Origin of the sequence: Chondrinema litorale (genome assembly GCF_026250525.1) — a bacterium.
In the GTDB taxonomy this organism is placed as follows: Bacteria; Bacteroidota; Bacteroidia; order Cytophagales; family Flammeovirgaceae; genus Chondrinema; species Chondrinema litorale.
This window is the reverse complement of record NZ_CP111049.1, coordinates 235,084-261,635: the sequence shown is the minus strand read 5'-3', so window position 1 is coordinate 261,635 and position 26,552 is coordinate 235,084. Positions and strand designations below refer to the sequence as shown.

At 33.0% G+C, this 26,552-nt stretch carries 24 protein-coding genes; 18 read left to right on the top strand and 6 right to left on the bottom strand.

All coding sequences use genetic code 11. The features are described 5' to 3' along the window. Position 1 precedes the first annotated feature (1 nt). A complete protein-coding gene (locus OQ292_RS29480) occupies positions 2-763 on the top strand; it encodes a PKD domain-containing protein (protein ID WP_284687690.1) in 762 nt (253 codons plus the stop codon). A 71-nt stretch (positions 764-834) separates the two neighbouring features. On the opposite strand, the gene OQ292_RS29475 is transcribed toward OQ292_RS29480, so the two are convergent. After that, a complete protein-coding gene (locus tag OQ292_RS29475; RefSeq protein WP_284687689.1) occupies positions 835-3,105 on the bottom strand; it encodes a tetratricopeptide repeat-containing sensor histidine kinase in 2,271 nt (756 codons plus the stop codon). A 434-nt stretch (positions 3,106-3,539) separates the two neighbouring features. On the opposite strand from OQ292_RS29475, the gene OQ292_RS29470 reads away from it, so the two are divergent. The 3 genes from OQ292_RS29470 to OQ292_RS29460 are packed head-to-tail and all read left to right on the top strand — an operon-like array spanning position 3,540 to position 4,733. Further along, complete coding sequence (locus OQ292_RS29470; protein ID WP_284687688.1) at positions 3,540-3,962, top strand: EVE domain-containing protein; 423 nt, start codon at positions 3,540-3,542, stop codon at positions 3,960-3,962. After that, positions 3,955-4,416 carry a MarR family winged helix-turn-helix transcriptional regulator gene (locus OQ292_RS29465; protein WP_284687687.1) on the top strand — a complete coding sequence of 154 codons (462 nt, stop codon included), beginning with the start codon at positions 3,955-3,957 and terminating at the stop codon, positions 4,414-4,416. The genes OQ292_RS29470 and OQ292_RS29465 overlap by 8 nt, the downstream gene beginning before the upstream one ends. Before the next feature lie 56 nt (positions 4,417-4,472). Further along, positions 4,473-4,733 carry a hypothetical protein gene (locus tag OQ292_RS29460; RefSeq protein WP_284687686.1) on the top strand — a complete coding sequence of 87 codons (261 nt, stop codon included), beginning with the start codon at positions 4,473-4,475 and terminating at the stop codon, positions 4,731-4,733. Between the two features lie 77 nt (positions 4,734-4,810). Here the strand turns inward: OQ292_RS29460 and OQ292_RS29455 are convergent, their stop codons facing one another. The 3 genes from OQ292_RS29455 to OQ292_RS29445 all read right to left on the bottom strand — a co-directional run bounded on the left by OQ292_RS29455 (position 4,811) and on the right by OQ292_RS29445 (position 9,049). Continuing rightward, positions 4,811-7,552 (bottom strand): ABC transporter permease, encoded by a 2,742-nt coding sequence (locus tag OQ292_RS29455; protein WP_284687685.1) that lies wholly within the window; start codon positions 7,550-7,552, stop codon positions 4,811-4,813. After that, positions 7,552-7,881: a PadR family transcriptional regulator gene (locus OQ292_RS29450; RefSeq protein ID WP_284687684.1), complete on the bottom strand. Its 330-nt coding sequence runs from the start codon at positions 7,879-7,881 to the stop codon at positions 7,552-7,554. The genes OQ292_RS29455 and OQ292_RS29450 overlap by 1 nt, the downstream gene beginning before the upstream one ends. A gap of 193 nt (positions 7,882-8,074) precedes the next feature. Continuing rightward, positions 8,075-9,049: a lipid A-modifier LpxR family protein gene (locus OQ292_RS29445; RefSeq protein ID WP_284687683.1), complete on the bottom strand. Its 975-nt coding sequence runs from the start codon at positions 9,047-9,049 to the stop codon at positions 8,075-8,077. A 271-nt stretch (positions 9,050-9,320) separates the two neighbouring features. On the opposite strand from OQ292_RS29445, the gene OQ292_RS29440 reads away from it, so the two are divergent. The 7 genes from OQ292_RS29440 (at position 9,321) to OQ292_RS29410 (ending at position 19,999) form a co-directional block, all read left to right on the top strand. Further along, complete coding sequence (locus tag OQ292_RS29440; RefSeq protein WP_284687682.1) at positions 9,321-11,765, top strand: FtsX-like permease family protein; 2,445 nt, start codon at positions 9,321-9,323, stop codon at positions 11,763-11,765. A gap of 241 nt (positions 11,766-12,006) precedes the next feature. Beyond that, positions 12,007-13,392, top strand: coding sequence for a sensor histidine kinase (locus OQ292_RS29435; RefSeq protein ID WP_284687681.1), 1,386 nt, complete (start codon positions 12,007-12,009; stop codon positions 13,390-13,392). A gap of 89 nt (positions 13,393-13,481) precedes the next feature. After that, on the top strand, positions 13,482-14,132 hold the full coding sequence (tenA, locus tag OQ292_RS29430; protein WP_284687680.1) for a thiaminase II: 651 nt from the start codon (positions 13,482-13,484) through the stop codon (positions 14,130-14,132). A gap of 981 nt (positions 14,133-15,113) precedes the next feature. After that, entirely contained in the window at positions 15,114-15,554 is a 441-nt protein-coding gene (gene ybiA, locus OQ292_RS29425; protein WP_284687679.1) for a riboflavin biosynthesis intermediates N-glycosidase, read from the top strand. A 382-nt stretch (positions 15,555-15,936) separates the two neighbouring features. Next, the gene (locus OQ292_RS29420) at positions 15,937-17,358 is read left to right on the top strand and encodes an SDR family oxidoreductase (protein WP_284687678.1); all 1,422 of its coding nucleotides are present in this window, start codon (positions 15,937-15,939) and stop codon (positions 17,356-17,358) included. A gap of 52 nt (positions 17,359-17,410) precedes the next feature. After that, complete coding sequence (locus OQ292_RS29415; protein WP_284687677.1) at positions 17,411-18,499, top strand: FAD-binding domain-containing protein; 1,089 nt, start codon at positions 17,411-17,413, stop codon at positions 18,497-18,499. Between the two features lie 15 nt (positions 18,500-18,514). After that, positions 18,515-19,999, top strand: a complete 1,485-nt coding sequence (locus tag OQ292_RS29410) for a cryptochrome/photolyase family protein (protein WP_284687676.1) — start codon at positions 18,515-18,517, stop codon at positions 19,997-19,999. A 1-nt stretch (position 20,000) separates the two neighbouring features. Here OQ292_RS29410 and OQ292_RS29405 read toward each other — a convergent pair whose 3' ends face one another. Beyond that, positions 20,001-20,243 (bottom strand): hypothetical protein, encoded by a 243-nt coding sequence (locus tag OQ292_RS29405; RefSeq protein ID WP_284687675.1) that lies wholly within the window; start codon positions 20,241-20,243, stop codon positions 20,001-20,003. Between the two features lie 145 nt (positions 20,244-20,388). Continuing rightward, positions 20,389-20,643 (bottom strand): hypothetical protein, encoded by a 255-nt coding sequence (locus tag OQ292_RS29400; RefSeq protein ID WP_284687674.1) that lies wholly within the window; start codon positions 20,641-20,643, stop codon positions 20,389-20,391. A 93-nt stretch (positions 20,644-20,736) separates the two neighbouring features. On the opposite strand from OQ292_RS29400, the gene OQ292_RS29395 reads away from it, so the two are divergent. The 7 genes from OQ292_RS29395 (at position 20,737) to OQ292_RS29365 (ending at position 26,551) form a co-directional block, all read left to right on the top strand. Next, complete coding sequence (locus tag OQ292_RS29395; RefSeq protein ID WP_284687673.1) at positions 20,737-21,474, top strand: hypothetical protein; 738 nt, start codon at positions 20,737-20,739, stop codon at positions 21,472-21,474. Positions 21,475-21,553: 79 nt separating this feature from the next. Beyond that, entirely contained in the window at positions 21,554-22,588 is a 1,035-nt protein-coding gene (locus tag OQ292_RS29390) for an SDR family oxidoreductase (RefSeq protein ID WP_284687672.1), read from the top strand. 7 nt (positions 22,589-22,595) lie between these two features. Then, entirely contained in the window at positions 22,596-23,177 is a 582-nt protein-coding gene (locus OQ292_RS29385) for a Crp/Fnr family transcriptional regulator (RefSeq protein WP_284687671.1), read from the top strand. A gap of 270 nt (positions 23,178-23,447) precedes the next feature. After that, positions 23,448-24,836 carry an alkaline phosphatase PhoX gene (locus tag OQ292_RS29380; RefSeq protein WP_284687670.1) on the top strand — a complete coding sequence of 463 codons (1,389 nt, stop codon included), beginning with the start codon at positions 23,448-23,450 and terminating at the stop codon, positions 24,834-24,836. Between the two features lie 179 nt (positions 24,837-25,015). Further along, on the top strand, positions 25,016-25,384 hold the full coding sequence (locus OQ292_RS29375; protein WP_284687669.1) for a hypothetical protein: 369 nt from the start codon (positions 25,016-25,018) through the stop codon (positions 25,382-25,384). Positions 25,385-25,452: 68 nt separating this feature from the next. Next, positions 25,453-26,046 carry a Crp/Fnr family transcriptional regulator gene (locus OQ292_RS29370; protein ID WP_284687668.1) on the top strand — a complete coding sequence of 198 codons (594 nt, stop codon included), beginning with the start codon at positions 25,453-25,455 and terminating at the stop codon, positions 26,044-26,046. 58 nt (positions 26,047-26,104) lie between these two features. After that, positions 26,105-26,551, top strand: coding sequence for a DMT family transporter (locus OQ292_RS29365; protein WP_284687667.1), 447 nt, complete (start codon positions 26,105-26,107; stop codon positions 26,549-26,551). Position 26,552 lies beyond the last annotated feature (1 nt).

Below are 26,552 nucleotides of genomic sequence, written 5' to 3'. Positions count from 1 at the left end.
AATGTATCCATTACAATTACAGCAATTGAAAGCTCAGATTAAAAAATTTACAGGTTTTCTTTTATTGGGAATGCTATTTATGTCTTGCGAAAACCGCTGGGCATTTAAAGCAGAAAATTTTCCACCAGAGTTGGGGATTAAACTGGCAAATGGCCAGTATACAGACGAAGAAGGTAATCTCGCTTATTTACTGGCAGATACAATTAAATTGAGTGCTAAAACCTCAGAAGCAGCTTATACTTTCGATATGAAGTATTTTGACGATAATCTTGTAGAGATTACTTATGAGATAGTGAAGGGGAATGGAGAGCTTATTCAATTGAATATAGAAGAAAATGAAAGTGGTGTAATAGATATTAGCCAAGAGGAAGTTACATTGGAATATACTCCTACAGAAATGGGAGAGCATGAGATAAAGTTTGTCGCTATCGATGCTTTTGGTGAAAAATCTGCTTCAGTTACAATTCAATTGTTCTTTTTTGATAACCTAGCACCCATAGCAGTTTTGTCTGTAAATTATGTAGGGGAGACAAACGAGAGACACTACATGTTTGATGCTTCTGCCAGTTACGATCAGGATGAAGAGTTTGGAGGAAGCGTAGTGCAATACAAATATTTTGTAGACGATAAAGAGATTCTCACTACAGTTAATACTATTAATTATATTTTTCAGCAATCGGGTAGTTACAGTGTAGGTCTCCAGGTTTTGGATAATGATAATCAGTGGTCTGAGCTGGTTACCGAAACAGTAGAGGTGGAGTAATTAGTTTGATATTTGAAAAATACTATTTAAAGATAAAAACCTGAAAGAGTTATCTCTAGTGGTTTTTATCTTTATTTTTTCAGTTCAACAAAAAAGGTAGCGCCATTGCCAACTTCACTTTCACAGAAAACTTTACCGCCTAACTCTTCTGTAAGCTTTTTAACTATGGCTAAACCTAAACCAGTAGAAGACTCATTAGCTGTTGGGTTGGCAGTTAAACGCTGATATTTATTAAACATAATTTTTTTATCAGTTTCATTAATCCCCGGTCCCTGATCTTTTACATAAAACTGAAGGTTGTTATTTATACTATTTACACCCACTCTAATCTCCGTATTTTCTGGTGAGAATTTGATGGCATTAGAAACCAAGTTTTCTAAAATTTCATTCAGCAAATTTTTATCAACACTAATTACTTTAGGCACATCTTCAATATCAAGTACAAATTTGATATTTTTTGCCTGAGCCTGCATTTTAAAAGTATTCTCTAGTTCTTTAAAAAATGTTTGAGTTTCAACTGTCTCAATATTTAGTTGAATATCTTTACTTTCTATTGCATTTACATTCAGTATTCGGTCTATCATGTCTAAAGATCTTTGTGAAGAAGTTTCCATCAATTCAAAGTTTTTCAACACCATTTCAGGAATATCTTCTTTTTGCATTTCCATTTTAGAAAGTGTTATTAACCCTTTAATTTGATTTATCGGGCTCTTTAAATCATGCGCTACAATGCCAATAAGCGTGTTTTTCTCCTCATTCAATTCTTTTAGTTCCTTATTGGCTTTTACCAAATCAAGCTTTTGTGCTTCTACTATCTTACTTCTTTCCTGTAGCTGAATTTGTTGTTGTGTAATTTGCTTATTTTGTTCAAGTACTTCTTTGTTCTTTAAATTGAGTTTTTTGTTGAATTTACTTTTATGAATCAGTAACCAACAAATAATTATTAGCATAATGGTAATTACCAATAATACAGCTAATGTCGATTTTTGAATAAATTTCTGTTGATTTATTTCCTGCTCAAATTTTAACTGGCTTAGTCTACTCTCATGTTCATGGGCTTTCTTCTCTTTTTCTAAATCATAAGCAGCTTCTAACTTGGCAATCTTTCTCGTATTTTCAGCATTAAATAACTCATTGTCAAGTTGATTATTAATTTCAAGATATTTGAGGGCTTCTTGAGAATTATTGAGCTTTTTGTAGATGAGATAAAGCTCTTTAGCTGCTTCAGAGAGAACAGGTTTTACATTTTGTTTAGCCGCTATTTCATAAGACTTTTTAAAGTAGTAAATGGCTTTTTCGTTATTTCCTGTTTTTTTATAGTATTTTCCAAAGTCTACATAAGAGCCAATAAGGTCATGTATATTATTACAATCTGTTGCTAGCTTTACAGCATTATTTATATAAAAATAGGCCGAATCTAATTGGTTTTGTTTTAGATATAAGTCACCTAAACTACTTAATGTACTGGTGCTGTTACAATTTGCATTGGCTTTATCATACAGATCAATTGATTTTCTATAATCATTTATACTTCCTGTTGTATCACCTAAGGTAAGTTTTATGCCAGCAATATTAGAAATCGTTTTAGCAAAACCCGCAATATTATTGGTGGTACTATCAATACTCGCTGTTCGCTGAAAGTACTCTAAAGCTTTATCTACATCGCCCTCATCTAAAAAGATGGCTGCCATGTTGTTAGATACTGTAGCAATTCCATCAAGATGATTGTGCTTTTCAAAAAGCAATAAGCTTTTATTAAAATACTCTAGAGCTCTTTCCAAATCACCTTTGGTATCTAGTATACTTCCGATGTTGGTATAAGACCCTGCTATATCTATAGGCCGGTTTGTTTTCTCATAAATTTCTACTGTCTGTATAAATGCATTTAGCGCATCTTCATACATAGCTTGGTGATAATAAATATTGCCTAATGTATTTAATACATCTGCTTTAGTATCTTCTACATTAAACTCATTTGCTACTTCTAATGCCTTGTTACATAAAATGACAGCTGAATCGTAATTACCTAATTTCATATTACCTAATCCAATGTTTCTCAATGCTTGTGCATGCCCTTTAGGGTATTGGACTTCTTGAGAAATGATTAAAGCTTCTTTAGCATAATCGATGGTAAGATTGGGCTTCGAATTTCGGGAGTAAAAAGATAACTCAAGCAATACATCTGCTTTATGAAAAGAAGATGTTGAATTATCAAGCTCGTGTAAAAGGCTATCAATTTTTTCTTGTTGAGCAGCAAGTTGTAATGCTGTCAGTAAATTTACAAACAGACAGCAAATAGTAATGTAGTTTTTGCGATTGAAGAGAGTTTTTTCCGAAAGCATTAAAGTCTTATTGGAATCAAATATTAAATATATAGTAAAATGTAATTTATAAGTCGTGTATTGTTATAAATTTGTTGCACATTGTTAAGTATCTCAAATACTTAGTGTGTTAGTTCAGTATATCTGCTGTTTACAAGTCGTATATAAAATATCGCAATTAGAAAAAAACTTTGAAAAATATCTAATAATAAACATTTTTTCTAATTTTTTGAATTATTTAAATTTTTTATTGGACAATAAAAATATTTTATAATATTGTTGTTGCATATATTATATATATCACAACAAAAATTTTTAAATTTGCTTTTATTAAGTCGAATTAAAAATCACTTTCATTCTATACAATAACTCAATAAGACGAAACTTGTCTAAATTATTTATTGAAGGATGCACATTGTTTAATTATTTTAAAAAGGCTAAGTAAAAAGTGAACTATGAAAAATTGGATAATTGTAGCTTCAAAAGATCACGTAAAAAAAGGAATAACAGGTGGTTTTGCACAAACATGTCATGGAAAATCGGTACAACTTAAACGCATGAGAACAGGAGATAGAGTAATTTACTACTCTGGAAAAGAATATATAAATAAACCGGAAAAATGTCAGCAGTTTACTGCTATTGGTGAAGTAAAAGGCGAAGATATTTATCAGGTAGAGATGAATCCAGATTTTTGCCCATTCCGCATTGATATTGATTTTTTTGAAGCAGAAGATGTTTCTATTTTACCATTGATAGACGAGCTTCAATTTATAGAAAATAAAAAGCATTGGGGATATCCTTTTCGCTGGGGTATTTTGGAAATAAATGAACATGATTATAAACTTGTTGCAGATTTAATGCTTCAGAAAAATGGATAAAGAAATAGAATTTAAATTTTCGTCACCAGCAGACAGTCCGGGATATTTACTTTGGCAGCTTACTATGTTATGGCAAAGGCAGATGAATCGCGTACTAAAAGAAGCCGGAATCACACATACACAGTTTGTAATTTTAACTGCATTGGGTTGGCTTAGTAAAACCAGTAATGAAGTTACTCAGGTAGATATTGCTACTTTGAGCAATACAGACAGAATGATGGTTTCTAAAATTTTAAGAAAACTACAAGAGGAAGGTATTATTAAAAGAAAAGAGAGCGAAATAGATACTAGAGCCAAATATGTTTTTTTAACTGAAAAAGGAGCTGAGATTTTACAAGATGCGCTTACAAAAGTAGAGACAACAGATCTGGCATTTTTTGGTAAACTTGGTACAAATCTACCAGACTTTAACAGAAAACTCAATTTTCTTTTAAATGCTAATAAAGATCAATAATAATGGTAAATGATGACAAATCCCATTATATTAATTACAGAACAACAAGGTAAAATATGGGATTTGCAAGTTCAGGATTTGACTCATCTAAACAAAATAGAGACTTAAGATACAAAGGGGCTCCTTTTGAAAGCATGAAAAATAATGTTTTCATTAAACCTCCTGAATTAGAATTTAAAAAGGTGAGTCCAGAAGAAGCTAAGAGAATTACCAAAAAGTATAAAATTCAGCAAAAGCTCATCGTTGCTGTCCAAAACTTTTTAATTGTATCTATTACAATATTAATCTGTTTTGGAATCTGGAAATTCCTTTTTTGAAGAATCAAAACACAGATAAACACATCTAAAATATAGTTAAAAAAGCCTGTTTGCTTAGAATCAAACAGGCTTTTTTGTTATTCACTCTTTAAAGTATTAACTGGATTTTTATAAGCGGCAGTTAATGATTGGTAAGAGATGGTTAAGATAGAAATAATTAAAGCACTGCTAGCTGCAATGATAAATACCCAAACTTCTATTGGGGTTCTATAAGCAAAATCTTTCAACCATTCATTTACTAAAAACCAAGCAATAGGTGAAGCTAATAAAATAGAAACTAAGATTAAACGGGTAAATTCGGATGTAAATAAAACTACCAGTTGCCCTACATTTGCACCTAATACTTTTCTAATTCCCAATTCTTTTAGTCTTTGTTCCGCAGAGAAAGCAGCCAAACCAAATAAACCAATACAAGCAATTGTAAATGCCATTATGGTAAAAATATTAAGAATAGTAGCCATTTTTTGCTCAAACCTAAAAGTCTCTTCAAAATCTTGATCCATAAAAGTGTAATCGAAAGGAACAGAAGAATCTATGTTTTTTATTACTTGTTTAATCTTGTTGAGCAACTCCTCTAAATCTCCTTTATCTTTTACTACATCAGGATTTAATCGAAGTGAATAAAAAGAATTTCCTGCTCCATAATCCCAAACTTTATCATTTTGGTGATTGATGATTATTAAAGGATCGATTTTCTGTTTTAGGCTATGAAAATTGAAATTTTTAACTACTCCAATTACCTCAAATTCATCTTCGCTACCAGAAGCAATGGCTATTTTTTTACCAATTGGAGAATTTGTATTATAAGTATCTTTGTTTCCCCAACCTATTTGCTTTACAGCTTCTTCATTTAGAATTACCTTTAATTTATCAGAAGAATTCTCTTCATTAAAATTTCTACCAGTGATAAATTCTAAGCCGAGTAAGTCCAGAAAATCTGCTTCTGTTCTCACATTTCTAAATTGTACTACTTCACTTTCTGGTTCTGCAGATTTGTACCTATCACCAGACCAAATATTTGGCGGTAAGCCAAAAGACTTTCCTATTTTTTTAATTTCTGGAAAAGCACTCAATTGATTTTTAAGTCCTTCTGTATCAAAGCCCAATTGTTCAATATGGTGTAATTGAAGTACATTATCTTTTGCAAAACCAACATCTAGAGTAGAAGTATAAGCCAATTGTTTCTGCACGAAAAAAGTACAGATAATCAATACAATGGAGATAGTAAACTGAAAAACAACAAGTCCATTTCTTACCTTGCTGCCTTTAAAGCCTGCACTTACTTTTCCTTTTAAAGTTTCAATTGGATTGAAAGAAGACAGGTAAAAAGCTGGGTAACTTCCGGCGATCACTCCCAGAGTAATAATGAATAATAGTATTAAACCTATGGTTAGAGGGAGCTGTAATAATGACAAAAGTTCGATGTGCTTACCAGATATAGAATTGAATATGGGTAAAGTAAGCTCAACTAGAATTAAAGCGGCAATAGTGCTAGCAAAAACATACAGGGTAGACTCAAATACAAATTGATTGATTAACATGTTTCTGCGTGAGCCCATCACTTTTCTAATGCCAACTTCTTTAGATCTGTTAGCCGATCTGGCAGTGGACAAATTCATAAAGTTGATGCTAGATAACAGTAGCACCAAAATACCAATGGCAATAAATAACTTAACAAATTGCGGATTACCAGTTGGTCCAAATCGATGTACATCTGGTTCACTGGAAAGGTAAATATCTTTGAGAGGCTGTAGATATAATTTCCAAGGATATCCGGCAGTAAATTCTTCAAAAGTTTGATTAAAAATTTGCTCTGTTGTTGGTGGAGCCCATTTAGGTGGTACAGCTTGTATTTTTTCTGTAAGTGCAGCGATGTCAGTTCCTTCATTTACTTTTACATAAGTAGAAAAACCTGTCCAAATCCATTTCCAGCCATCTCTTTTCATTTGCGCATCTATGCTATTTAAAGAGGTAAGCATATCAAATTGCAAGTGAGATTTTTCTGGGATGTTAGTAATTACAGCTCCTACTGTATAATTCTGCCAGCTTCCATCATACTGTTTTACATTTATTGTATGGCCTACAGCATCTTGGTGACCGAAATAGCGAAATGCAGTTTCTTGTGTCATAATTACACTGTTGGCATCTTTTAATGTGGTTTTAGCATTCCCTTCAACCACATTAAATGAGAATACATCAAAGAAATTTTCGTCGACTAGAAAGAAAGCGAGTTCTTGAAAAGATTTCAGTTGTATACTATCTTCTTCATATTTAACTGTTTGATCACCGTAACTTAAGATTCTTGTAACTTCTTCAAATTCTGGAATATCTGTTTTTAAAGCAGTAGCTACATTAGGTCCGGTGGTAGAAGAAATGGCTGTCCAATCTCCCCAAATATTTGGCTGATTTACCCTGTACACTTTATCTGCATCCTTAAAAAAAGTATCGTAAGTCGATTCATAATGCACATACAAACCAATGATGAAACAGGTTGTTATTCCTAGTGTGAGGCCGAGTAAATTAAGAGTAGTATATTGTTTTTGTCGCAGTGCATTTCGCCATGCAATTTTAAGCATATTCCTGATCATGAGATTGCTATTTTGAGATTTAAAAATGCGTATGGATGAGAAACCAAAAAGCAGATGAAAGGCATCTATCCAATAGAAAAGTTTTGCATAGAAAGCACTTTTTTCAGCTTTTCTTTCTTCATACATTTCTTGTAAGTCGCCAAGAAATTCTTCTATATAGGCATCATCTAAAAATTTGGAAATGAGCCAGTTTGCCAAAGAGGGCGTTTTGTTATTGTCTGATTTACTCATTAGAAACTGGGTTTTAGTTTTGGAATTCTTTGCCACATTTTGATGCGTACTTCTTGTGCAGCATGCAATTGTTTCATACCAATTTCTGTAATTTTGAACAGTCGTTTTCTTCTGTCTCCCCGTTTATCAGAATTGCCTCCCATTTCAGAAGTGAGTAGTCCTTTGTCTTGCAAACGGTACAAGGTAATGTGTACAGCACCAAGTAGAATTGATCTTCCAGAATGTTTTTCAACTTCCTTTTTTACAGATATACCATAAGCTTCACCTTCTAATATGCAAACGGCTAATAGTATCAGCTCTTCAAATTCTCCTAAACCTTTGTTTTTCATAGTAACTTATACATTGTATAATATACAAAATTATAACAAATAGCTTTTCAAACTATAGTTTTATGATGAACGGAGAATTAAAAAGAAGAGAAAAAATAGATGTATAGATATAAAATATTGATAATCAACACCTTAAACAGTATTCATTTTAAAAGAAAATTATGTGAATATTTTATATGTATTGATAAGTGAATTAAAACAAGAAACTGAAATTTACTTTTCCATACTTGTGATCGTAAGCTTCTGCCACTTCACCTCTAGAATGAACAAGCTCAAAAGAGCCAGCAAATCTATAGATATTCATGTAAGCTCCTAAAGTAACTATACCAACAGTTCTGTTTAATTCTCTAGGTGGAAATACTTGTTCTTCAAATATTCCACCTTGTATGGTGGCATTGTAACCAATAAGCTTTACACCACCAGATAGCGATATAAAAAACTCTGGACTGTCTGAATCTTTAAGCCAGTTGTTGTACAAAGCACTAGCATCAACAGAATTCATTTTGCCTAAGTTTAATCTTGCTTTGGGGTAAGCATCTAAGAAAATATTACCTAACGAAAGATCTGTTTCCATGCTAATGTTCATCCAGCTTTTTTTGATAAGTGCTCTTCTCAAATTCACCAGCAAATGTACTCCGGGTTGATTTTCAATCTGATTTTCCCAACCTTCTACCGGATCGTTATTTATTAATCCATGAAACCAGTTTTGAAACCTGCCAGCTCCTGATGCAGAGCCTAAAACACCAGCATTAAAGCCAACTTGTAAATTGTAATTGTTTATGCGAGTAGAAACTGTGTATTGCCCGTATAGCCAACCAGCAAAAGGCCTGTCAAATGAACTGGCATCGCTGCTTTCTTTTAAGTTACCAGGAGTATATGCCTGCAATTTTAACTTATAGGTACTAATGTATCCTTGGCTATTTGGGAAAATATTTTTTAGAAAGTGCCGAGATTCTTTTTCTGTTGGGAGATGTCTGATATAAGATAGGCCGATTCCGAAAGTGTAATATCTATCGCTGTTTGTATACCAGATAAAAACATCATTATCTACATTTAATTCTAACTGGTTTCTAAATCTGCCTTGTGCCTTTACTTTGTTGGTGAAACTAAAAAAGAAACATAGAAATACAGTAAATATAGCAGTTGGGTAAAACTTGCTGGTTGTCATCGTTTATGTTGGTAGTTTTATAATTTATCTTCTGGTTGAATTTGCCTAGATATTTTAGGCTGTTATAAAGATAAATGCATTATATGCGAAAAGGTTTGCACAGATAATGTAGTTTTTTGTACATTTTATAGAATGGGAGCAAAGCGGTTAGCTTCCTTTATTTAATTCTACTTATATCAGATGATTTTATAATCGGAAAGAAAATTTATGTAAACTGAAATTCGCAGGCATCCCTTTTAAAGTTTCATGCATTTTAAAGAAAAAGTCACTTATGAATCTGCAATATTTACTCACCAATTATCTGAAAATTATTTTCAGGCAGCTTAAAAGAAACAAGCTGTTTTCGGTAATTAATGTAGCAGGTTTAGCAATTGGCTTTACATTATGCTTTTTCTTACTTCTGTTCATTTTGAATGAACTGAGTTATGAGAATTTCCATAAAAAAGGTAAAAGCATTGCTCGTATAACAATGCATATACAGGATGCGAATTACGATATGCATTGGGCAAGAATTAATCAAGATTGGATAAATAAATTGCCAGAAAGCTATCCAGAAATCAAAAAATTAATCAGGTTTCAGGATTATGAACCAAGAAATATTCAGGTAGGAGATGATGCATTTAAAATACAAAATGCCTATACGACAGATGCAGCAGTTTTTGAAGTTTTTGATTTTCAATTTATAGACGGCAACCCAGATAAAGCGCTGGTAGAACCACATTCAGTAGTACTTACTCAGTCACTTGCTAATCAGTTTTTCGGAACTGATAATGTGCTAAACAAAGATCTTTATATTCTCAATAAAACAGGAACAGAGAAAGAGTTATACAAGGTAACTGGTGTGATTGAAGATGTACCAGAAAACACACATTTGCCAGTAAATATGCTCACTTCTTTCAGTTCTGAAAATGATAGAACTGGTTGGGCTTATACATATTTATTACTAGAAAATGAGACAGATATTACAGCTTTACAGGCCAAATTACCAGATTTTATTAAGGATAATTTGAAAGCAGAAGATGCTGCAAAATATACATTACCTCTTCAATCATTAAAAGATATTCATTTACATTCTGATTTGGCGAGAGAGATTAAGGCGAATGGGAATATCTCTTATTTGTACATATTTGCCATTGTTGCTTTGTTTATTCTGATTATGTCAGCGATAAACTTTATCAACCTAAATGTGGCTCAATCGCTTAAAAGATTAAGAGAGATTGGTATGCGAAAAGTGCTTGGTTCATCTAAAGCAAACTTGAAATTTTACTTTTTGCTAGAAGCCAATGTAGTTACATTTTTAGCAGCTTTTATAGGAGTTTTGCTAGTATATATGTTACTTCCGTATTTTCAGCAGTTTTTACCTATTGCTTCAAATGTCACAGCAATTGTTCCTTTTGCTTTGTTATTTTCTATAATCATCGGAAGTTTAGCAGGCTATTATCCGGCTTTTATACTATCTAAGAGCAATATCATTTTAGCTGTTAAAAATAAAACTGGCTTTAACCCGGCAAACAAAATTTTTGGGGTAAAAAACTTTTTAATTGCCTTTCAATTAGTTTTATGCATTGTATTAATTAGCAGTGCATTAATTACGCAATCTCAATTTGAGTTTCTGGTAAATAAAAATTTAGGATTCGAAAAAGAGCAGATACTTGCTATTACTAATGTACCGCAACCAGTAAAGTATAAATACGATTTTGTTAAAAATGAAATAAATCAAATTGCTGGTATTCAGGGAGTTTGTGGTGTAATGCAAATACCTACTGAGGCTATTAGAGATACAGGTCCTGTGTATGCCGAAGGAAAAACAGAAGGCTTAGAAAATCCTATTGTAATGGATATTCAAGTAGTAGACTCAGATTTTCTGGATGTATTGAATGTGGATTTGTTGGCAGGTAGAAGCTTTAAAGCAAAACCTGAGAATGAGTTGAGTGAAGAAGTAAAAAATAACCTGATAGCTTATTTACAAAGCGAGCCGAGAGAATACATTATAAACGAAACTGCCATGAAAATGGTGGGCTGGCAAAATGCAGAAGAAGCTATTGGAAAGCAGTTTGGTTGGAGTATAGGAGACATTAATTTACAAAGAGGAGAAATTGTAGGTGTAATTAAAGACTACCACCAAGAGAGTTTAAAAAGCAAAATCGATCCGGTGGTTCTAATAAACGAACCAGTTTGGCTAAACAACATTTTGCTTAAAGTTGACGGAAAAGATATAAGACAAACTATTGCTGATATAGAGAATGTATGGAAAGATAACTTTCCTGCTTACTCTTTAGAATATGCTTTTCTCGATGATCTTTACAATAGACTTTATGAAAAAGAACAACAGCAATTACGATTAATTTATCTATTTTCTACCATGGCAATTGTAATTGCTTTTCTAGGTATTTTTGGTATGCTATCTTATACCTTAAAAACAAAAGAAAAAGAGATCGCAGTAAGAAAAATTCTAGGAGCAAACCTCACTTCTATTTTCGTATTGCTAAGTAAAAATTTTATTATACTAACTATCATTGGCACTATCGTTACCATCCCTCTCACTTGGGTTATTATGGAGCGTTGGCTTCAAAACTATGTTTACAGAATAGAGATTAGCACTGTGAATTTTATGCTTGCTCTGGCTGTAATCTTATTTGTTTTGATTGTCACAGTTTCTATGCAATTGGGAAAAGTTTCCAGAAATAATCCGGCAGAAACACTGAAGGCTGAGTGATGTCCTAACTTTCTTTTTAACAAGGAATGCTTCTTTTTGAAGCATTCCTTTTTTTATTTAAATATATTACAATTGAATAAATGTTATCGGATAAAAATTAATGTAGTTTTAAACCGTTTTTGAGAAATATAATAAAATATAAGTCATCATATTTTTTCAAACATAAACTAGTCTAAAAGCGGAGATCTTTTGGAAATAATGAGAAGAAATAGTGCTGCTTATTCGTGAAAGCAACCAAGTTATGCATAACAAACTAAAAGCAATAATTAGCAAAGAACAACACAACTTGATCTTTAAGAACATAAGGAAAAAAGGGGATAAAATTACTTCTTATACCTTATTGGGTTATTTTATTTTTGGCTTATGTATAGCACCTATTTACAATACATGGATTATAGGAATTGGTGTTGGCTTATTAAACCTCATTTCTTACTACACGTCTAAAATACTATTACCCCAAAGTACTCTAAATCAATATGTTGCAAGTGCAGTGTATGCAGTATTTATGGCGCAATTTATCTATCAAATGCATGGATTATTTGAAATGCATTTTTGGGTTTTTATTGGCTGTACCTTATTGATAGTTTATCAAAATTGGAAGTTACATTTACCCCTTGTATCAATTGTAATTATTCACCACGGATTGTTTGCCTATTTGCAGTTTACTGGCAATGAAGAAATTTATTTTACGCAATTGAATTTCATGGATTTGAATACCTTTCTCATTCATATCTTTTTGGCAAATATCATCTTTCTAATATGTGGTTATTGGTCTTTTGATAATTACAATAAAACGCTGGCAATGGCATATCAGAATATTAAAATCAAGAATCAAAGAGATGAAATTTTAAGTAAATCTGAGAAGCTTAAAGATGCAAATAAAACAGTACAGCAAACTAATTTAAATCTAGAAGAGATAGTTACAAAAAGAACCGAAGAACTAATTCTGGCAAAAGAAGAATTAAACTTGTTTTTATATCGTACTTCGCACGATTTAAGAGGGCCATTGGCAAGAATTGAAGGTTTATTAGAACTTGCTAAAATTGAGAATGTACAAAGTGTTTATTGGAACGAATGTAATACTGTAGTTGGTGAAATGGCAAAAACACTTGAGAAGCTTTTAATGATCAGTACAATTAGTAATAAATCTTCTGAATGCCAGCTAATTACATTTGAAAAGTTGAAAGACTTTGTAACAAAAGAATTTTCTCACTACGATGCGAACATCAATTTTCAATATCAGACTGATGTTACGACTTTCTACTCAAAGCCAACATTAATTAAATTAATACTAAAAGCATTGGTGGAGAACGCGATCATTTTCAATTATCAGAAACCAGAAGTAAATGTTGAAATCTTTTTGGGAGAAGATAATATTCTTTCAATTTATGTTACCGACAATGGCATTGGTATAGAAGAAAAAGATATGTCGCATTTGTTTGATATGTTTTTTAAAGCATCAAATAAATCCAAAGGGAATGGATTAGGTTTATTTATAGTGAAACAAGCGATAAAAGAATTGAATGGAGAAATTGATGTAAATAGTAAAATTACAAAAGGCACTAAATTTAAAATAATTATTCCTGTAGAAGTTAAGCAGAATCAATTAAATAACATGTCGGCTTAATAAGGGCTAAAATGATTTTTTTTATACTAGTAATTCCTTTTTCTTTAATTTTTTAATTCTCTATATTAAAGAAAAAACTTATTACTAACATGGCAACTTGGTATCGTACAGTAAGACCTCAAATAGAACACATATACCAGTCAATCATCGAGCAGGATTTTATAAAAGAGTTGATGGCTGGAACTTTAGACAGAAGCATTTTTACTTATTATATTGAACAAGATGCTTTGTACTTATCTGAGTATCGCAGAACCTTGGCCACTCTTGGCTGCAAGATAGATGAGATAGAATATTCACAGTTTTTCTTAAATGCCGCTTCGGGCATTATTCTAGTAGAAGCCAGTTTGCACCATAATTATCTCAAGCACAGCAAAGGGGTTCCGAGTCATTCTCCTACTTGCCAGTTGTATATCAGTTATTTGAGCAGAGTTGTAAATACCCAACCATTAGAAGTAGGAATTGCAGCCGTTTTACCTTGCTTTACAATTTATAAAGAAGTAGGAGATTACATTTTATCACATCAAATAGCCCACGATAATCCTTATCTCAAATGGATTAATACCTATGCTGGTGAAGAGTTTGCAAATTCTGTTAGCATGGCCATTGACACAGCTAATTATTTTGCCCGAAAAACTTCTGATAGAAGACGTGCCCAGATGGAAAAAGTATTTATTAAGGCTTCTCAAATGGAATGGATGTTTTGGGATAGTGCCTACAATAAAGAACAGTGGAAGATATAAATGCAAGTGTTGAGAAGTTTGAAGCAGTTTTATAAATTTCTTGTAACAAAGCCATACATAGTTTTGTGGGGAGCAATACCTTGTATGCTTCTAGTTATTATCTTCTTTGAGATTGAACCAAAAGACATACAGTTACATGATACCTATTTTATTTTTGAGAAGTATACATTATCATTTTTCTTTTCAACAATAGCGTGCATACTTGGATTAATTTATAGGATGACAAAAAATTTAAAGTTGTTTAAGTGGATAACTTTTTTTCACTTGGTATTTTACATTCTTAATGTATTCCTGTTTATGTTTTATAGAATAGCTTCTATTTCTCCCGCTGAAATTTGGAAACTTAGCTTTGGTTCTGATTTATATATGAAATTAAATCAAATTTTTAATATAGTTGTTTTCGGTTTCATCCTTACTAGTATTTTATTTCTCATAAACCTATTTCAAGTTTTTATTAGGAAAGTGGTAAGTTGAAATAATTCATACCTATTTACTGATTTAAATCTTAATTTTAAGTGAAGAGAATTTATGAATTTGCATCTAATAAGCCATTTATTGTTTTATGGATTTGCTTTGTATTCAACTCTCTCATAGTTATAGTTTTTAAGCAAGAAATACCTGATGATTTATTGGATAGGAATCCATTCAATATACCTAAAACCTCTGCTATTTTTCTATTATCATATTTGCCAGTAATCTTTGGACTATTTTACTGGATAATTAAACACTTAGATTTAGTCAAAGGGATTACCGCATTTCATTTAGTTTTTTTGCTAATTATTGAATTTGGACTTTTGTATTTTATTCTTTTTCCGAATTCATACAAGCCTTTTTCAAATAGCAGGGCTAGTCTCATCCCAAGGAGTAGTATGATTTCGATAGATGGTATTTTTTGGTTAGTATCAGTCTTTTTATTTCTTATTAATTTTACCATTGGGAGTATTAAATCTCACAAGTTAAAAACCATCAGTTAAAAGATAAATGTCAGAAGGAACCATCAATTTTTATAGTGTACAAGATCAATATGGAGAGTTTTCAAACTTTGCACTTTACCCTATCAAGTTAAAAGGAAAGTGTTGGCCAACTTCTGAGCATTACTTTCAGGCTCAAAAATTTGCAGGAACAGAACACGAAAATAAAATTCGTAAATCTGCTTCTCCAATGAAAGCTGCAGAGTTAGGCAGAAAACGAAAAGTAAAAATCAGAAGAGATTGGGACAAAGTAAAAGACAACGTGATGTATGATGCAGTAAAAGCCAAGTTTATCCAACACAAAGATTTAAAAAACTTACTGCTCGAAACTGAAGAGATACAATTGGTAGAACATACAGAGAATGATAATTATTGGGGAGATGGGGGTGACGGAAAAGGAAAAAATATGCTTGGAAAAATACTAATGAGACTGCGAGATGAATTGAAATAATTGTTAGTTAATGTAATTACCTAAATAAATTTAGAGTAAGTATTTAATTGTAAAACATTTTTCGACCTTGGTCAAATTGCGTTAAGAATTTTTGAAATGATTGCGTAAAAAAATCCAGTGTTTGAGTGTAACGAGTTTTGGATTTTTTAGTAATCATATAGAAAATTTAGTGAATTTGTCCACAGTCTTGAGTTTTTCGTTCTTTTAAGTCAAGTTAAAAGAACAACTTAGCTATTTGGTAATCAGATTTTTTGTTTGAAAAATTAAATTTCAATAAACTAACATTCAACCTAAATTCCTCAAAACAAAAAAGTTAAAAACCTTCTTACCAGATTAATTACAATAAGTAAATATCTGGTATACCAAAATTTGATTCACAAATATGAAGGTTTTACTAACAGGAGCTACAGGATACATAGGTAAGAGATTATTGCCCGTACTGGTAGATAAAGGGCATCAGGTGATATGCTGTGTAAGAGATAAAAAGCGCTTTAATCCTAAAAAGTCAATTCTAGAGAAAATTGAAATCTTAGAAATTGATTTGTTAAATAGAGATACATTGAAGCAAATTCCAGAGGATATAGATGCAGCATACTATCTCGTACATTCTATGTCTTCGTCTGGAAATTACGATAAATTGGAGCAAACCTGTGTTGAAAACTTTAGAGCACAACTCAATCAAACCAAAGTGAAACAGGTAATTTACCTAAGTGGTATTGTAAATGAAGATGAGCTCTCCAAGCACCTTGGTTCCAGAAAAAATGTAGAGACAGAATTGTGTAAAGGCAATTACCATTGTACTACGCTTAGAGCTGGAATTATTATTGGCTCTGGTAGTGCTTCATTCGAGATAATTAGAGATTTGGTGGAGAAACTTCCGGTGATGATTGCTCCCAAATGGCTCAATACAAAATGTCAGCCCATTGCAGTAGCAGATGTAATTACATTGCTTTATGGCTCTTTGTTAAATGAGGCTGTTTACGATAAAAGTTTTGATATTGGCGGCCCAGATATTCTCACTTATAAAGAAATGCTTTTGGGCTTTTCCAAAGCAAGAAATCTGGACAGAGCCATTTTTATAGTTCCGGTAATGACTCCCCGTTTATCCTCTTACTGGTTATATTTTGTTACTTCTACATCTTACCGTTTAGCGATGGCATTAGTAGATAGTATGAAAGTAGAAGTAATTTGTAAGAATGATGATATTAAAAAGATTATCCTGATAAAGGATTATACCTATCAGCAAGCTTTGAAAAGGGCTTTTACCAAGATTGAGAGTAACGAAATTGTCTCTAGCTGGAAAGATTCTTTTGCCAGTAGCAAACTCAATTTCAATATTTCAGATTTTATTGATGTACCTACACATGGTTGTTTTAAAGATAAGAGAAACAGAAAAGTACAAGACAAACAAAAAACCATACAAAAGCTTTGGCGAATAGGTGGAAATACTGGTTGGTATTATGGTACTTGGCTATGGAAAATCCGTGGGTACATGGATAAACTAGTAGGTGGGGTTGGTCTGCGAAGAGGTAGAACGAGTCCAAGTATTATTACATCTGGTGATGCGATTGATTTTTGGCGGGTTTTATACGCCAATAAAGAAGAAGGTAGATTACTACTCTTCGCCGAAATGAAACTACCTGGCGAAGCTTGGCTAGAATTTAGAATAAACGATGGCAAACTTTATCAAACTGCCACTTTCAGAGCTAAAGGCATCTTGGGTAGGCTGTATTGGTATTCGGTTTTCCCTTTTCATGGTTTTGTGTTTAATGGTATGATTAGCCATTTAGCTGCTAAAGAATAAATCTGTATTAATCTATTTTAAACAATTTGAATGAACAGGCAATCATACAAAAATGGAGTTTATAACAGATTATCAGCAGATATTGCAGCAAGTGGAAGAAGTCGAACCTATCGATTATGCCAAAACCAGAAATTTTATAGATGGTGCTGTCACTAAGCTTTCTCCTTACATTTCCAGAGGAGTTATTTCTGCCAAATATATTTTTGAGCAGACCCTCAAAAGAGGATATGATGCAAAAGAAATTGAGCGATTTGTGCAAGAGTTGGCTTGGAGAGATTATTGGCAACAAGTGTGGATTGCAAAAGGTGATGCCATTAACCAAGATTTAAGACAGCTTCAACAAGATGTTTCCAACGAAAAAATGTCTTCGGCAATCATTCAAGCAAAAACAAGCATTGATGCCATAGATACTGGTATCGAAGATTTATATGAGGGTGGATATATGCATAATCATGTAAGAGTGTATACGGCTTCTGTCGCTTGCAATGTGGCTAAGTCTCACTGGTATTTGCCTGCAAAATGGATGTATTATCATCTGTTGGATGGAGATTGGGCGAGTAATGCTTTAAGTTGGCAATGGGTAGCTGGTGCAAATGCAGGTAAAAAATATGTAGCCAATCAAGCGAACATCAATAAGTATTGCTATTCTGATCAAGAAGATACCTTTTTGGATGTTCCTTATGAGAAATTACCACCAAAAGAAATTCCTAGTGAATTACAAGAATTGGCTCTACCTGAATTAAAAACCAAATTACCGGTTTCAGATAAAATAACACTAGATAAAAACCTACCCACTTACATTTTTAATTGGTACAACCTCGATCCTCAATGGGCGCCAGAATCAGATTGCAATAAGATTTTGCTAATCGAACCTTCTGTTTTTAAGCAATATCCAATTGCTGATAAAAGCATTGATTTTATGATGCAATTGGGAAAAAACATCCAAAACCTACAAATTTTCACAGGAGAGTTTTCCGACTTGGTAAATCAATTCGAGTTAAAAGATATTCATTTTAAAGAGCATCCACTTAATAAAAAATATAAAGGAACAGCGCATCCAAGAGATTGGATGTTTAATGTTACCGGATACTTTCCTTCCTTCTTTGCCTTCTGGAAAAAATGTAAAAAAGAACTCAGCTAATTATAAAACACACACATGTCAACAACAATCAGCCTTGTATTTCCTCATCAATTGTTTGAGCAAAGTCCTTTGTTGGAATTAGATCATTCCATCTACTTAATAGAAGAATATCTATTTTTTAAACAGTATAAATTCCATAAAACCAAGTTGGCTTTCCATCGAGCTAGTATGAAATTTTATGCTTCTTACTTAGCAGAAAAAGGCAAAGAAGTAAACTACATTGATTGTAATAAAAAGGAAGCTGATATTCGAGAATTTATCAACAATGTAAAAGGCAAAGTAGATTGTATACACTATCTGAACCCGACAGATAATTGGTTAGAAAAGCGTATTGAGAAAACTGCTAAGACTTGTAGTATAGAACTGAAAGAATATGAAAATAAGCTTTTTTTGAACACCAGAGAAGACAATCAACATTTTTTTAAAGCATCAAAAAAGAAGTTTTTTCAGGCTACTTTTTATAAGCAAGAAAGGAAGAAAAGGAATATTTTAATTGAAGAAGATGGAGAGCCAGTAGGAGAAAAATGGTCGTTTGATGCAGAAAACAGAAAGAAGTTTCCAGTTAAAAAAGAAGCTCCGAAAATCTCATATCCTTATACTAAAAACACTTATAAAGAAGCTGTAAAATACGTAGAAAAACATTTTAGTAAGAATCCGGGAAAACTCTCAGAAAAGCAGTTATACCCCTATGATTTTGATGATGCTAAAAAGTGGCTCGATGAATTTTTAGAAGAGCGATTTAAAGAATTTGGCGATTACGAAGATGCCATAGTAGCTAAAGAAAGCATACTGAATCACAGTCTGTTAACTCCGATGTTAAATACAGGTTTACTCACTCCACAGTTTGTTCTCGAAAGTGCACTGGAGTTTGCCAAAAAGAAAGATATTCCCATTAACTCTTTAGAGGGTTTTGTAAGGCAAATAATTGGTTGGCGTGAGTTTATAAGAGGTGTTTATGAGTGCAAAGGTTCAGACGAACGCACTAGAAATTACTGGGGTTTTAGCAGAAAAATACCAACATCATTTTACGATGGAAGCACAGGAATTGAACCCATTGATAAAACGATAAAAAAGGTGTTGGAAACAGGTTATTGCCACCACATCGAGCGACTTATGGTGTTGGGAAATTTTATGTTGCTCTGCGAGTTTGATCCCGACGAAGTTTATCGTTGGTTTATGGAATTGTTTATAGATGCCTACGACTGGGTAATGGTAACCAATGTGTATGGTATGAGTCAGTTTGCAGATGGTGGTTTAATGGCAACCAAACCGTACATAAGCAGTAGCAATTACCTCATGAAAATGAGCGATTACAAAAAAGGAGATTGGCAGAAAATATGGGATGCACTTTTTTGGCGCTTTATGCATATTCAGCGAGATTTCTTTGAGAAAAACCCACGCTTAAACATGCTGATCAATACCTATGATAAAATGCCTGCCGTAAAAAGGAACAACTACCTCGAAACCGCCGATAAGTTTTTAGAAAAGTTAGATGCTTAGACTAACTCTCTTCACTATCTTTCAAAAAATCATAATGCTTTTCAAGACTTTCAATAGCTTTATTAGTAAAGTATAGTAAAAACTCTTCTTGACCTTTTAACTCATTAAAATAGTAAGCGGTTTGTATCACTATAGCTTCAGACTCTTCTCTATGATAATAAGATTTTGAATTAAAAATATCATTTATAATTCCCTTGGCAGTGCTCTTTACACCAACATCTTGAATGTAATAAAGCTCACCCAATTCGCTAGCAAGTTTATAATCAAGATAGACATAAGCTTCAGAATTTTGTAAAGTTTGCCAAGCAATTTCTTTAATGTTAGGAAAGCCTAAACTATTTGCCCTTCGATTAAAAAAAGGCTTAATATGCTCTATGGGGCGTAGTTTATCAGCACCTATCTACACTGTCTGCATAGGTAGATAGGTGCTCGGTAATTTCTTTATGATACTCAAAGGATTTATCGAGCTGTATGGCATTCTCTTTCAATTCATTATGCAGCATGGTTACAGCCTGTCTTTCTATCTTTTTAATTTTGGCCTCTTCTCCCTGTTTGGTTAACCAAAAGGCGAAATAAACACTGCTAAAAATGAAAATAAATTCAATAGAATAATTGATGATGTTTTGTTTAAGCTTAATTTTCACTTCGATTGAGAAAGAATTGAATCAAAAAAATATAGGCTTAAATTAATCAAAAAAAGATATTTGAGACACTTTCGCTATCAATTTCAAAAGCTAATGAAAAAATTTCTCCTACTTCTGCTGTTTCAAATCTCATGTATTTATTGTTATGCGCAAGCTTTTCAAAATGGATTAATCCTACCTTCGAGCTCTTTCGCATCAGAAGATAATTGCTGTATTTATTCACCAACAAAAGGTTTTAAAGTTTATGATGCACCCAATGGTAAGCACATAGGTGTTTTAAAACTTAAAGACAATTTCAAAGTAGATGATCAAACACCGTATAAACTATATTTCTTTGCTTTAACAGGAGAAGAATCTGAACCTATAGCAATTGAAAACTTTAAGGAAATTAGTTACGAAATTTGGGCTATCTCATATTTCGAGAGAGAAGGAGATTTTGTAAGAGTGGTGAACAAAGACGTAGCTTATTGGCTGAGTAAAAAAGAAATTGAAGCTGATGGTTTTGCTCTTATAAACTGGCAAGAATTCTTGAACCAAACAGCCGGAAGCTTAATGGGCCTTTATGCCAACGATCCGGGTCTAAATTTAAGAAAATTACCAGATGTAAGCTCCGAAAAGCTCATAGGAATGAGTGGTGATTTATATGAGATTACTCCTCTCAATGAAAATAAAGGCTTATGGACAAGAGTGAAAGTGATAAAGTATAGAGAACATCCCTGTGAGAACTCTTTGAGCAAAGAAGAAAATATAGAGTTTGAAATAGAAGGATGGATAAAAATAATGGATGAATCTGGTTTGCCCAATGTTTGGTTTTATAGTCGTGGTTGCTAAAAATTTTATTAATTACCATTTGGTAATTGATAGCTAGGTTGTATCGAGCATCATTGTATTGTTAAACTTTAATACTTCAATGATGCAAAAACAAGATATAGTGCTCTTAACTGGTGTTACTGGCTTTTTAGGTTCACATACCACCATTCAATTATTAGAAAAAGGCTATAAGGTAATTGGTACTTTAAGAAAGATGCAACGTGCAAGCGATATGCTTTCCGTAATAGGTACGCACACTGCTAATTTCAAAAACCTGAGTTTTGTAGAGGCAGATTTAACTGATGAAAACATCTGGTTCGAAATTACTAAAGGGGTAGATTATATCCAGCATGTAGCTTCGCCATTTCCGAGAGTATTGCCTAAAAAAGAAGAAGACCTCATTTTACCAAGTAAAAATGGAACACTCAACATTTTGAAAGCTGCTGCTGCAAATGGAGTAAAAAGAGTGGTGTTAACTTCGTCTTCTGGTGCAATGATTTACGGTAAATCGAAGCAGCAAAGGAATAGCACTTTTGACGAATCTGACTGGACTAATATTGCAAACAAAAAAGACAGCACACCTTATTTCCGCAGCAAAACCATTGCAGAAAAAGCAGCTTGGGATTTTATAGAAAAAGACACTTCTGGTTTAGAGCTGGCAACAGTTTGTCCGGGTGCTATTTTAGGTCCAGTACTAGAAAAAGATTTTGGCACTTCTGCGAATATTGTCATCAAAACAATGGATGGTAGCTCACCAGCAATTCCAGATATTGGGTTCGATGTGGTGGATGTTCGCTCAGTTGCAGACTTACTTATCAGAGCGATGGAATTGCCTCAGGCTGCCAACAAACGCTACGTGGGTTCAGCGGGATATTTAAAGTTTAAAGAAGTAGCCTCAATTGTTAAGCAGGCTTACCCAAATAGAAAGGTGCCTTCCATGGTAATTCCAGATTTTATGGTAAAGCTTTTTGCCAATATTGATAAGTCTCTTAAGCCAATTTTAATAGATTTAAGTGTTGAAAGAAAAGTAGATAACTCTCGTGCTAAGCAAGAATTAGGGTGGAATCCGATATCGAATAGAGAAGCAGTTTTATCTTGTGCAGAAAGTGTAATTAAACAAGGAATTGTAAAATAAATAGATCATGAACGGACTTCATAGAGCAATGAGTTTTGGAGGTATTTTACCTCAACAGAGCATAGATTACGTGGTCGATCATTTTAAACCTTTATCGCTAAAGGCGAATGAGAATTTTCAAAGTCATGGAGTAGTTGCTCATGAAGTCGGTTTTGTTCTTGAAGGTGTATTGCGCAACTTTAGCTATAGTAAAAATGGAGATGATGTTACTAAATACTTCATCAGGCAAAATCAATTTGCGGTAGATTTAGAAAGTTATTACAGCCTTAAGCCCAGTGAAACCATTTTGCAGGCTGTTGTAGATGCTCAATTACTCGTAATAAAAAGACAAGTTTGGGATAGGTTAAATGAAGAAGTTCCCAAATTATATATTCTCACCAAAAGCTTAACTGAAGCAACATTGCTTAATAAGATCAAAGACAATGATTTTTTAAATTTTGGTACAGCAAAAGAGAAGTATTTAGAATTTGTAAATCGTTATCCTGAATTAGTAAAAACAGTTCCTCAGCAATATATCGCATCATATCTCAAAATAACTCCTCAATCTTTAAGTAGAATTCGAAAAGAACTGGCAAAAAATAATATTTAAATACTTGTGCGACTATACAAGAATGTGTAAATTTTTTAATTAAAATTAGCTTAATCATTTCTTAACTCTGTATTTCCACCAGCCATAGGTAATTCTCCTAAATTGCCGGTATTTGCCATATTTCGGTTGATATTTTATACAAGGAATATTTCACGAATCATTTATGCAACATGGTTGCATTTAAGAATAATACTTCTTTAGTTTGTGACTAAGCAAATATCGTATTGAAACTATCACAAGTATTTAAATGAAATTTTACAAAAACTTATTATGCCTACCAGAAGAGGATTTATCAAACAATCAGGAATTATCAGTCTTGGCTTTATGGGTTTGCAGCAATTTGCCTGTACACCTGCTACCCAAAAAGAGCAAATTGAACAAGTTGGATATGGAGCAATGCTTAAAGATGTAGATGGTATTTTGAATCTACCAAAGGGATTTAGCTATAAAATAATATCCCAAATGGGAAACAAAATGTCTGACGGATTTTACTTACCGGGTTTGTCTGATGGTATGGCAACTTTCTCAGAAAATGGCAAAACTCTACTAGTAAGAAATCACGAACTTTCTCCGGGAGATATGGAAAGAAGTCCTTATGGCAAAGATGGAGAGTTCTTATCTAAGCTTGATAAAAGCTTGATATACGATTTTGGGAAAGGGGAGAAAATAAGTGTAGGAGGAACTACAACTGCAGTTTTTAATGAAAAATCACAAAAGGTTGAAACGGAATATTTGAGCTTAACTGGTACAATTAGAAACTGTGCAGGTGGTCCAACACCTTGGGGCTCTTGGATAACTTGCGAAGAGACACAAACCAAAGCAGATGATATTATAGAATTAGACCACGGCTATAATTTTGAAGTAAAAGCGACTTCTAAAATTGGTTTGCAAAAAGCCATTCCTTTAAAAGCAATGGGTCGCTTTACGCATGAGGCAATCGCTGTTGATCCAGCAACAAGTATTGTGTATCAAACGGAAGATGCTGGCGATGCCATTATTTATCGATTTATACCAGAAAAGAAAGGAGATTTAACCAAAGGTAAATTACAAGCACTTTGCATTATAGATCATCCTTCTTATGATACACGAAACTGGCCAGACCTCACAACAGAGCCTTTTCCAAGAAATCAGCCTTTTAAAGTAACTTGGATTGATCTTGAAGATATCGATGCACCAGAAAGTGATTTAAGATTAAGAGGATATGAAAACGGTGCAGCCAGATTTGCTAGAAGTGAAGGTATGTGGTACGACAATGGAGAATTATACTTTGCTTGCACAAACGGTGGCAAACAAAACAATGGGCAGATTTTTAAATATTTACCAGGCCCTTACGAAGGTACAGATCGTGAAAATGAGCAGCCTGGTACTTTAGAGTTATTTATAGAATCTGATGATGCAGATATCTTAGAGCACGGTGATAACTTAACTATTTCACCTTGGGGAGATGTAATTATCTGTGAAGACAAACCTGCTACTCCAAAAATTGTTGGTGTTACACCAAAAGGTCAGTTATACACTTTAGCAGAAAATATTGGTTTCAAATCGGAGTTCGCCGGAGCTTGTTTCTCTCCAACTGGTGATACACTTTTTGTAAACATTCAAGGCCCGGGTTTGACAGTCGCAATTCAAGGGCCGTGGAAAAACAAAATAATCAGTTAAAAAGCATAAAATTTTGTACATACTGGAAGCTTCTGTTAATAAACAGGGGCTTTTTTTCTTGTAGGCAATGTTATCTTAAGTTGCTTATTTTCTCTTTTAAACTTATTCACAATAATGAATCTGAAAATCTCATTTTATAACAAAGGGTGATTCTACTAATTAAAGTACATTAATGTAATATGAGTTACGAGATAGCAGTAGTTAACCGCGATTTTGCTATGAAATGCAGGGAAGAAGACATGGATTTAGGAAAAGTTATGGAAGAATCTCCAGAGATGATTCCAGACTTAGATGAGGCCTCAATTAGAGTAATTAAGCAGTTTCTTTTATTTCAAGATAATTATGAGATTCAGTCAGAAACTTCTAATGAGACTATTTTCCGACATAAAGCTGAAAAATCTGTACATGTTAATTTAGGGAAGAAGATTGTTTTTTTTAAGTCATCCAAATCGGAGACTTGGACAATCCTCAGCACTACTGCATTGGTCACTATAGAGCCGGGGTGTAACATTATGAGATTCGATTTTCAAGATGGACATTGGGGATAATTTGACAAATAGATTTTAAATATTAGACTTGAGAAAATTTAACCTAATATTTAAAGTCTCCATATTTTATGCTAGAAGATCAGGAAAAATACCTAGCACTTTTCCGAAAATCAATAGAAGCTTTTCATCCAGTATCAGATACTTCCTTTGCCAAGTTTATTGAGTTAGTGAGATTAAAAACCTTTACAAAAGGAGAGCAGATTTTAATGAAAGGGCAAACTGCTAAAAAAATCTATTTTATATGCGAAGGTATTTTAATATCTCAATGGATAGACGAACTGGGCAATGTTCACATAAAAAACTTTTTCTTAGAAGGAGCTTTTGCTGGTTCTAAAGTATCTCTTTTACAAGAGACCAAATCTGAGTTTAGTATAGAGGCAGTTACAGATGGTGTTATAATTGAAATGGATTATAGCAAATACAAAAAGATGATTTACGAAAATGATGATTTAAAGAATTTTTACATTCACTATTTAGAACAGAAGTGGGTGATCGAAAATGAAAAACGACAAATATCTTTCGCCGCACAAAATGCCACAGAGCGCTATTTAAGCTTTCTTCAAAACTATCCAGATTTACAAAACAGAGTTCCTCAACGATTAATAGCCTTGTATCTTGGTATTACACCTACACAATTGAGTCGCATCAGAAAAAGTATATAATTAAAAAGCATCAACATATGTAAAGGCTTAAGGGAAATATGAGCTTTAGCTTTGCCATATGAATCAGATAACATTATTATTTCTCGCATTTGCTGGTGGTATCTTCTTAGCCATACAAGGTGGATTTAATGCACAATTAGGTGTGTTGCTTCAAAATCCATTATTGGCATCATTGGTTGCCTTTTTTTGCAGCGCTTCATTTGCATTTCTGGGACTTGCATTCAGCATGAAAAACTATCCAACAGTTGACCAACTTAAAGAAATCCCGCTGTATTTATGGTTTTCAGGTGCACTTTTTAGTGTTTTGGGAATCAGCCTTTATTATTATACAATCCCAAGATTAGGCATTTCCACCATGATTTCATTCGGATTGAGTGGACAGCTTATATTTTCTGTAATAGCAGGACATTTTGGTTGGTTTGGGATGCCTGCAGAACCAATAGTTTATAAAAAGATAATAGGCGTAACCGCTATGATTTTAGGAATTGTCTTAATTAACAAATAGA

Bases quoted from the DNA above. Each gene is read 5' to 3' on its own strand.
- OQ292_RS29480 (WP_284687690.1), top strand. From the start codon at position 2: ATGTATCCATTACAATTACAGCAATTGAAAGCTCAGATTAAAAAATTT.
- OQ292_RS29475 (WP_284687689.1), bottom strand. From the start codon at position 3,105: ATGCTTTCGGAAAAAACTCTCTTCAATCGCAAAAACTACATTACTATT.
- OQ292_RS29470 (WP_284687688.1), top strand. From the start codon at position 3,540: ATGAAAAATTGGATAATTGTAGCTTCAAAAGATCACGTAAAAAAAGGA.
- OQ292_RS29465 (WP_284687687.1), top strand. From the start codon at position 3,955: ATGGATAAAGAAATAGAATTTAAATTTTCGTCACCAGCAGACAGTCCG.
- OQ292_RS29460 (WP_284687686.1), top strand. From the start codon at position 4,473: ATGGGATTTGCAAGTTCAGGATTTGACTCATCTAAACAAAATAGAGAC.
- OQ292_RS29455 (WP_284687685.1), bottom strand. From the start codon at position 7,552: ATGAGTAAATCAGACAATAACAAAACGCCCTCTTTGGCAAACTGGCTC.
- OQ292_RS29450 (WP_284687684.1), bottom strand. From the start codon at position 7,881: ATGAAAAACAAAGGTTTAGGAGAATTTGAAGAGCTGATACTATTAGCC.
- OQ292_RS29445 (WP_284687683.1), bottom strand. From the start codon at position 9,049: ATGACAACCAGCAAGTTTTACCCAACTGCTATATTTACTGTATTTCTA.
- OQ292_RS29440 (WP_284687682.1), top strand. From the start codon at position 9,321: ATGAATCTGCAATATTTACTCACCAATTATCTGAAAATTATTTTCAGG.
- OQ292_RS29435 (WP_284687681.1), top strand. From the start codon at position 12,007: ATGCATAACAAACTAAAAGCAATAATTAGCAAAGAACAACACAACTTG.
- tenA (WP_284687680.1), top strand. From the start codon at position 13,482: ATGGCAACTTGGTATCGTACAGTAAGACCTCAAATAGAACACATATAC.
- ybiA (WP_284687679.1), top strand. From the start codon at position 15,114: ATGTCAGAAGGAACCATCAATTTTTATAGTGTACAAGATCAATATGGA.
- OQ292_RS29420 (WP_284687678.1), top strand. From the start codon at position 15,937: ATGAAGGTTTTACTAACAGGAGCTACAGGATACATAGGTAAGAGATTA.
- OQ292_RS29415 (WP_284687677.1), top strand. From the start codon at position 17,411: ATGGAGTTTATAACAGATTATCAGCAGATATTGCAGCAAGTGGAAGAA.
- OQ292_RS29410 (WP_284687676.1), top strand. From the start codon at position 18,515: ATGTCAACAACAATCAGCCTTGTATTTCCTCATCAATTGTTTGAGCAA.
- OQ292_RS29395 (WP_284687673.1), top strand. From the start codon at position 20,737: ATGAAAAAATTTCTCCTACTTCTGCTGTTTCAAATCTCATGTATTTAT.
- OQ292_RS29390 (WP_284687672.1), top strand. From the start codon at position 21,554: ATGATGCAAAAACAAGATATAGTGCTCTTAACTGGTGTTACTGGCTTT.
- OQ292_RS29385 (WP_284687671.1), top strand. From the start codon at position 22,596: ATGAACGGACTTCATAGAGCAATGAGTTTTGGAGGTATTTTACCTCAA.
- OQ292_RS29380 (WP_284687670.1), top strand. From the start codon at position 23,448: ATGCCTACCAGAAGAGGATTTATCAAACAATCAGGAATTATCAGTCTT.
- OQ292_RS29375 (WP_284687669.1), top strand. From the start codon at position 25,016: ATGAGTTACGAGATAGCAGTAGTTAACCGCGATTTTGCTATGAAATGC.
- OQ292_RS29370 (WP_284687668.1), top strand. From the start codon at position 25,453: ATGCTAGAAGATCAGGAAAAATACCTAGCACTTTTCCGAAAATCAATA.
- OQ292_RS29365 (WP_284687667.1), top strand. From the start codon at position 26,105: ATGAATCAGATAACATTATTATTTCTCGCATTTGCTGGTGGTATCTTC.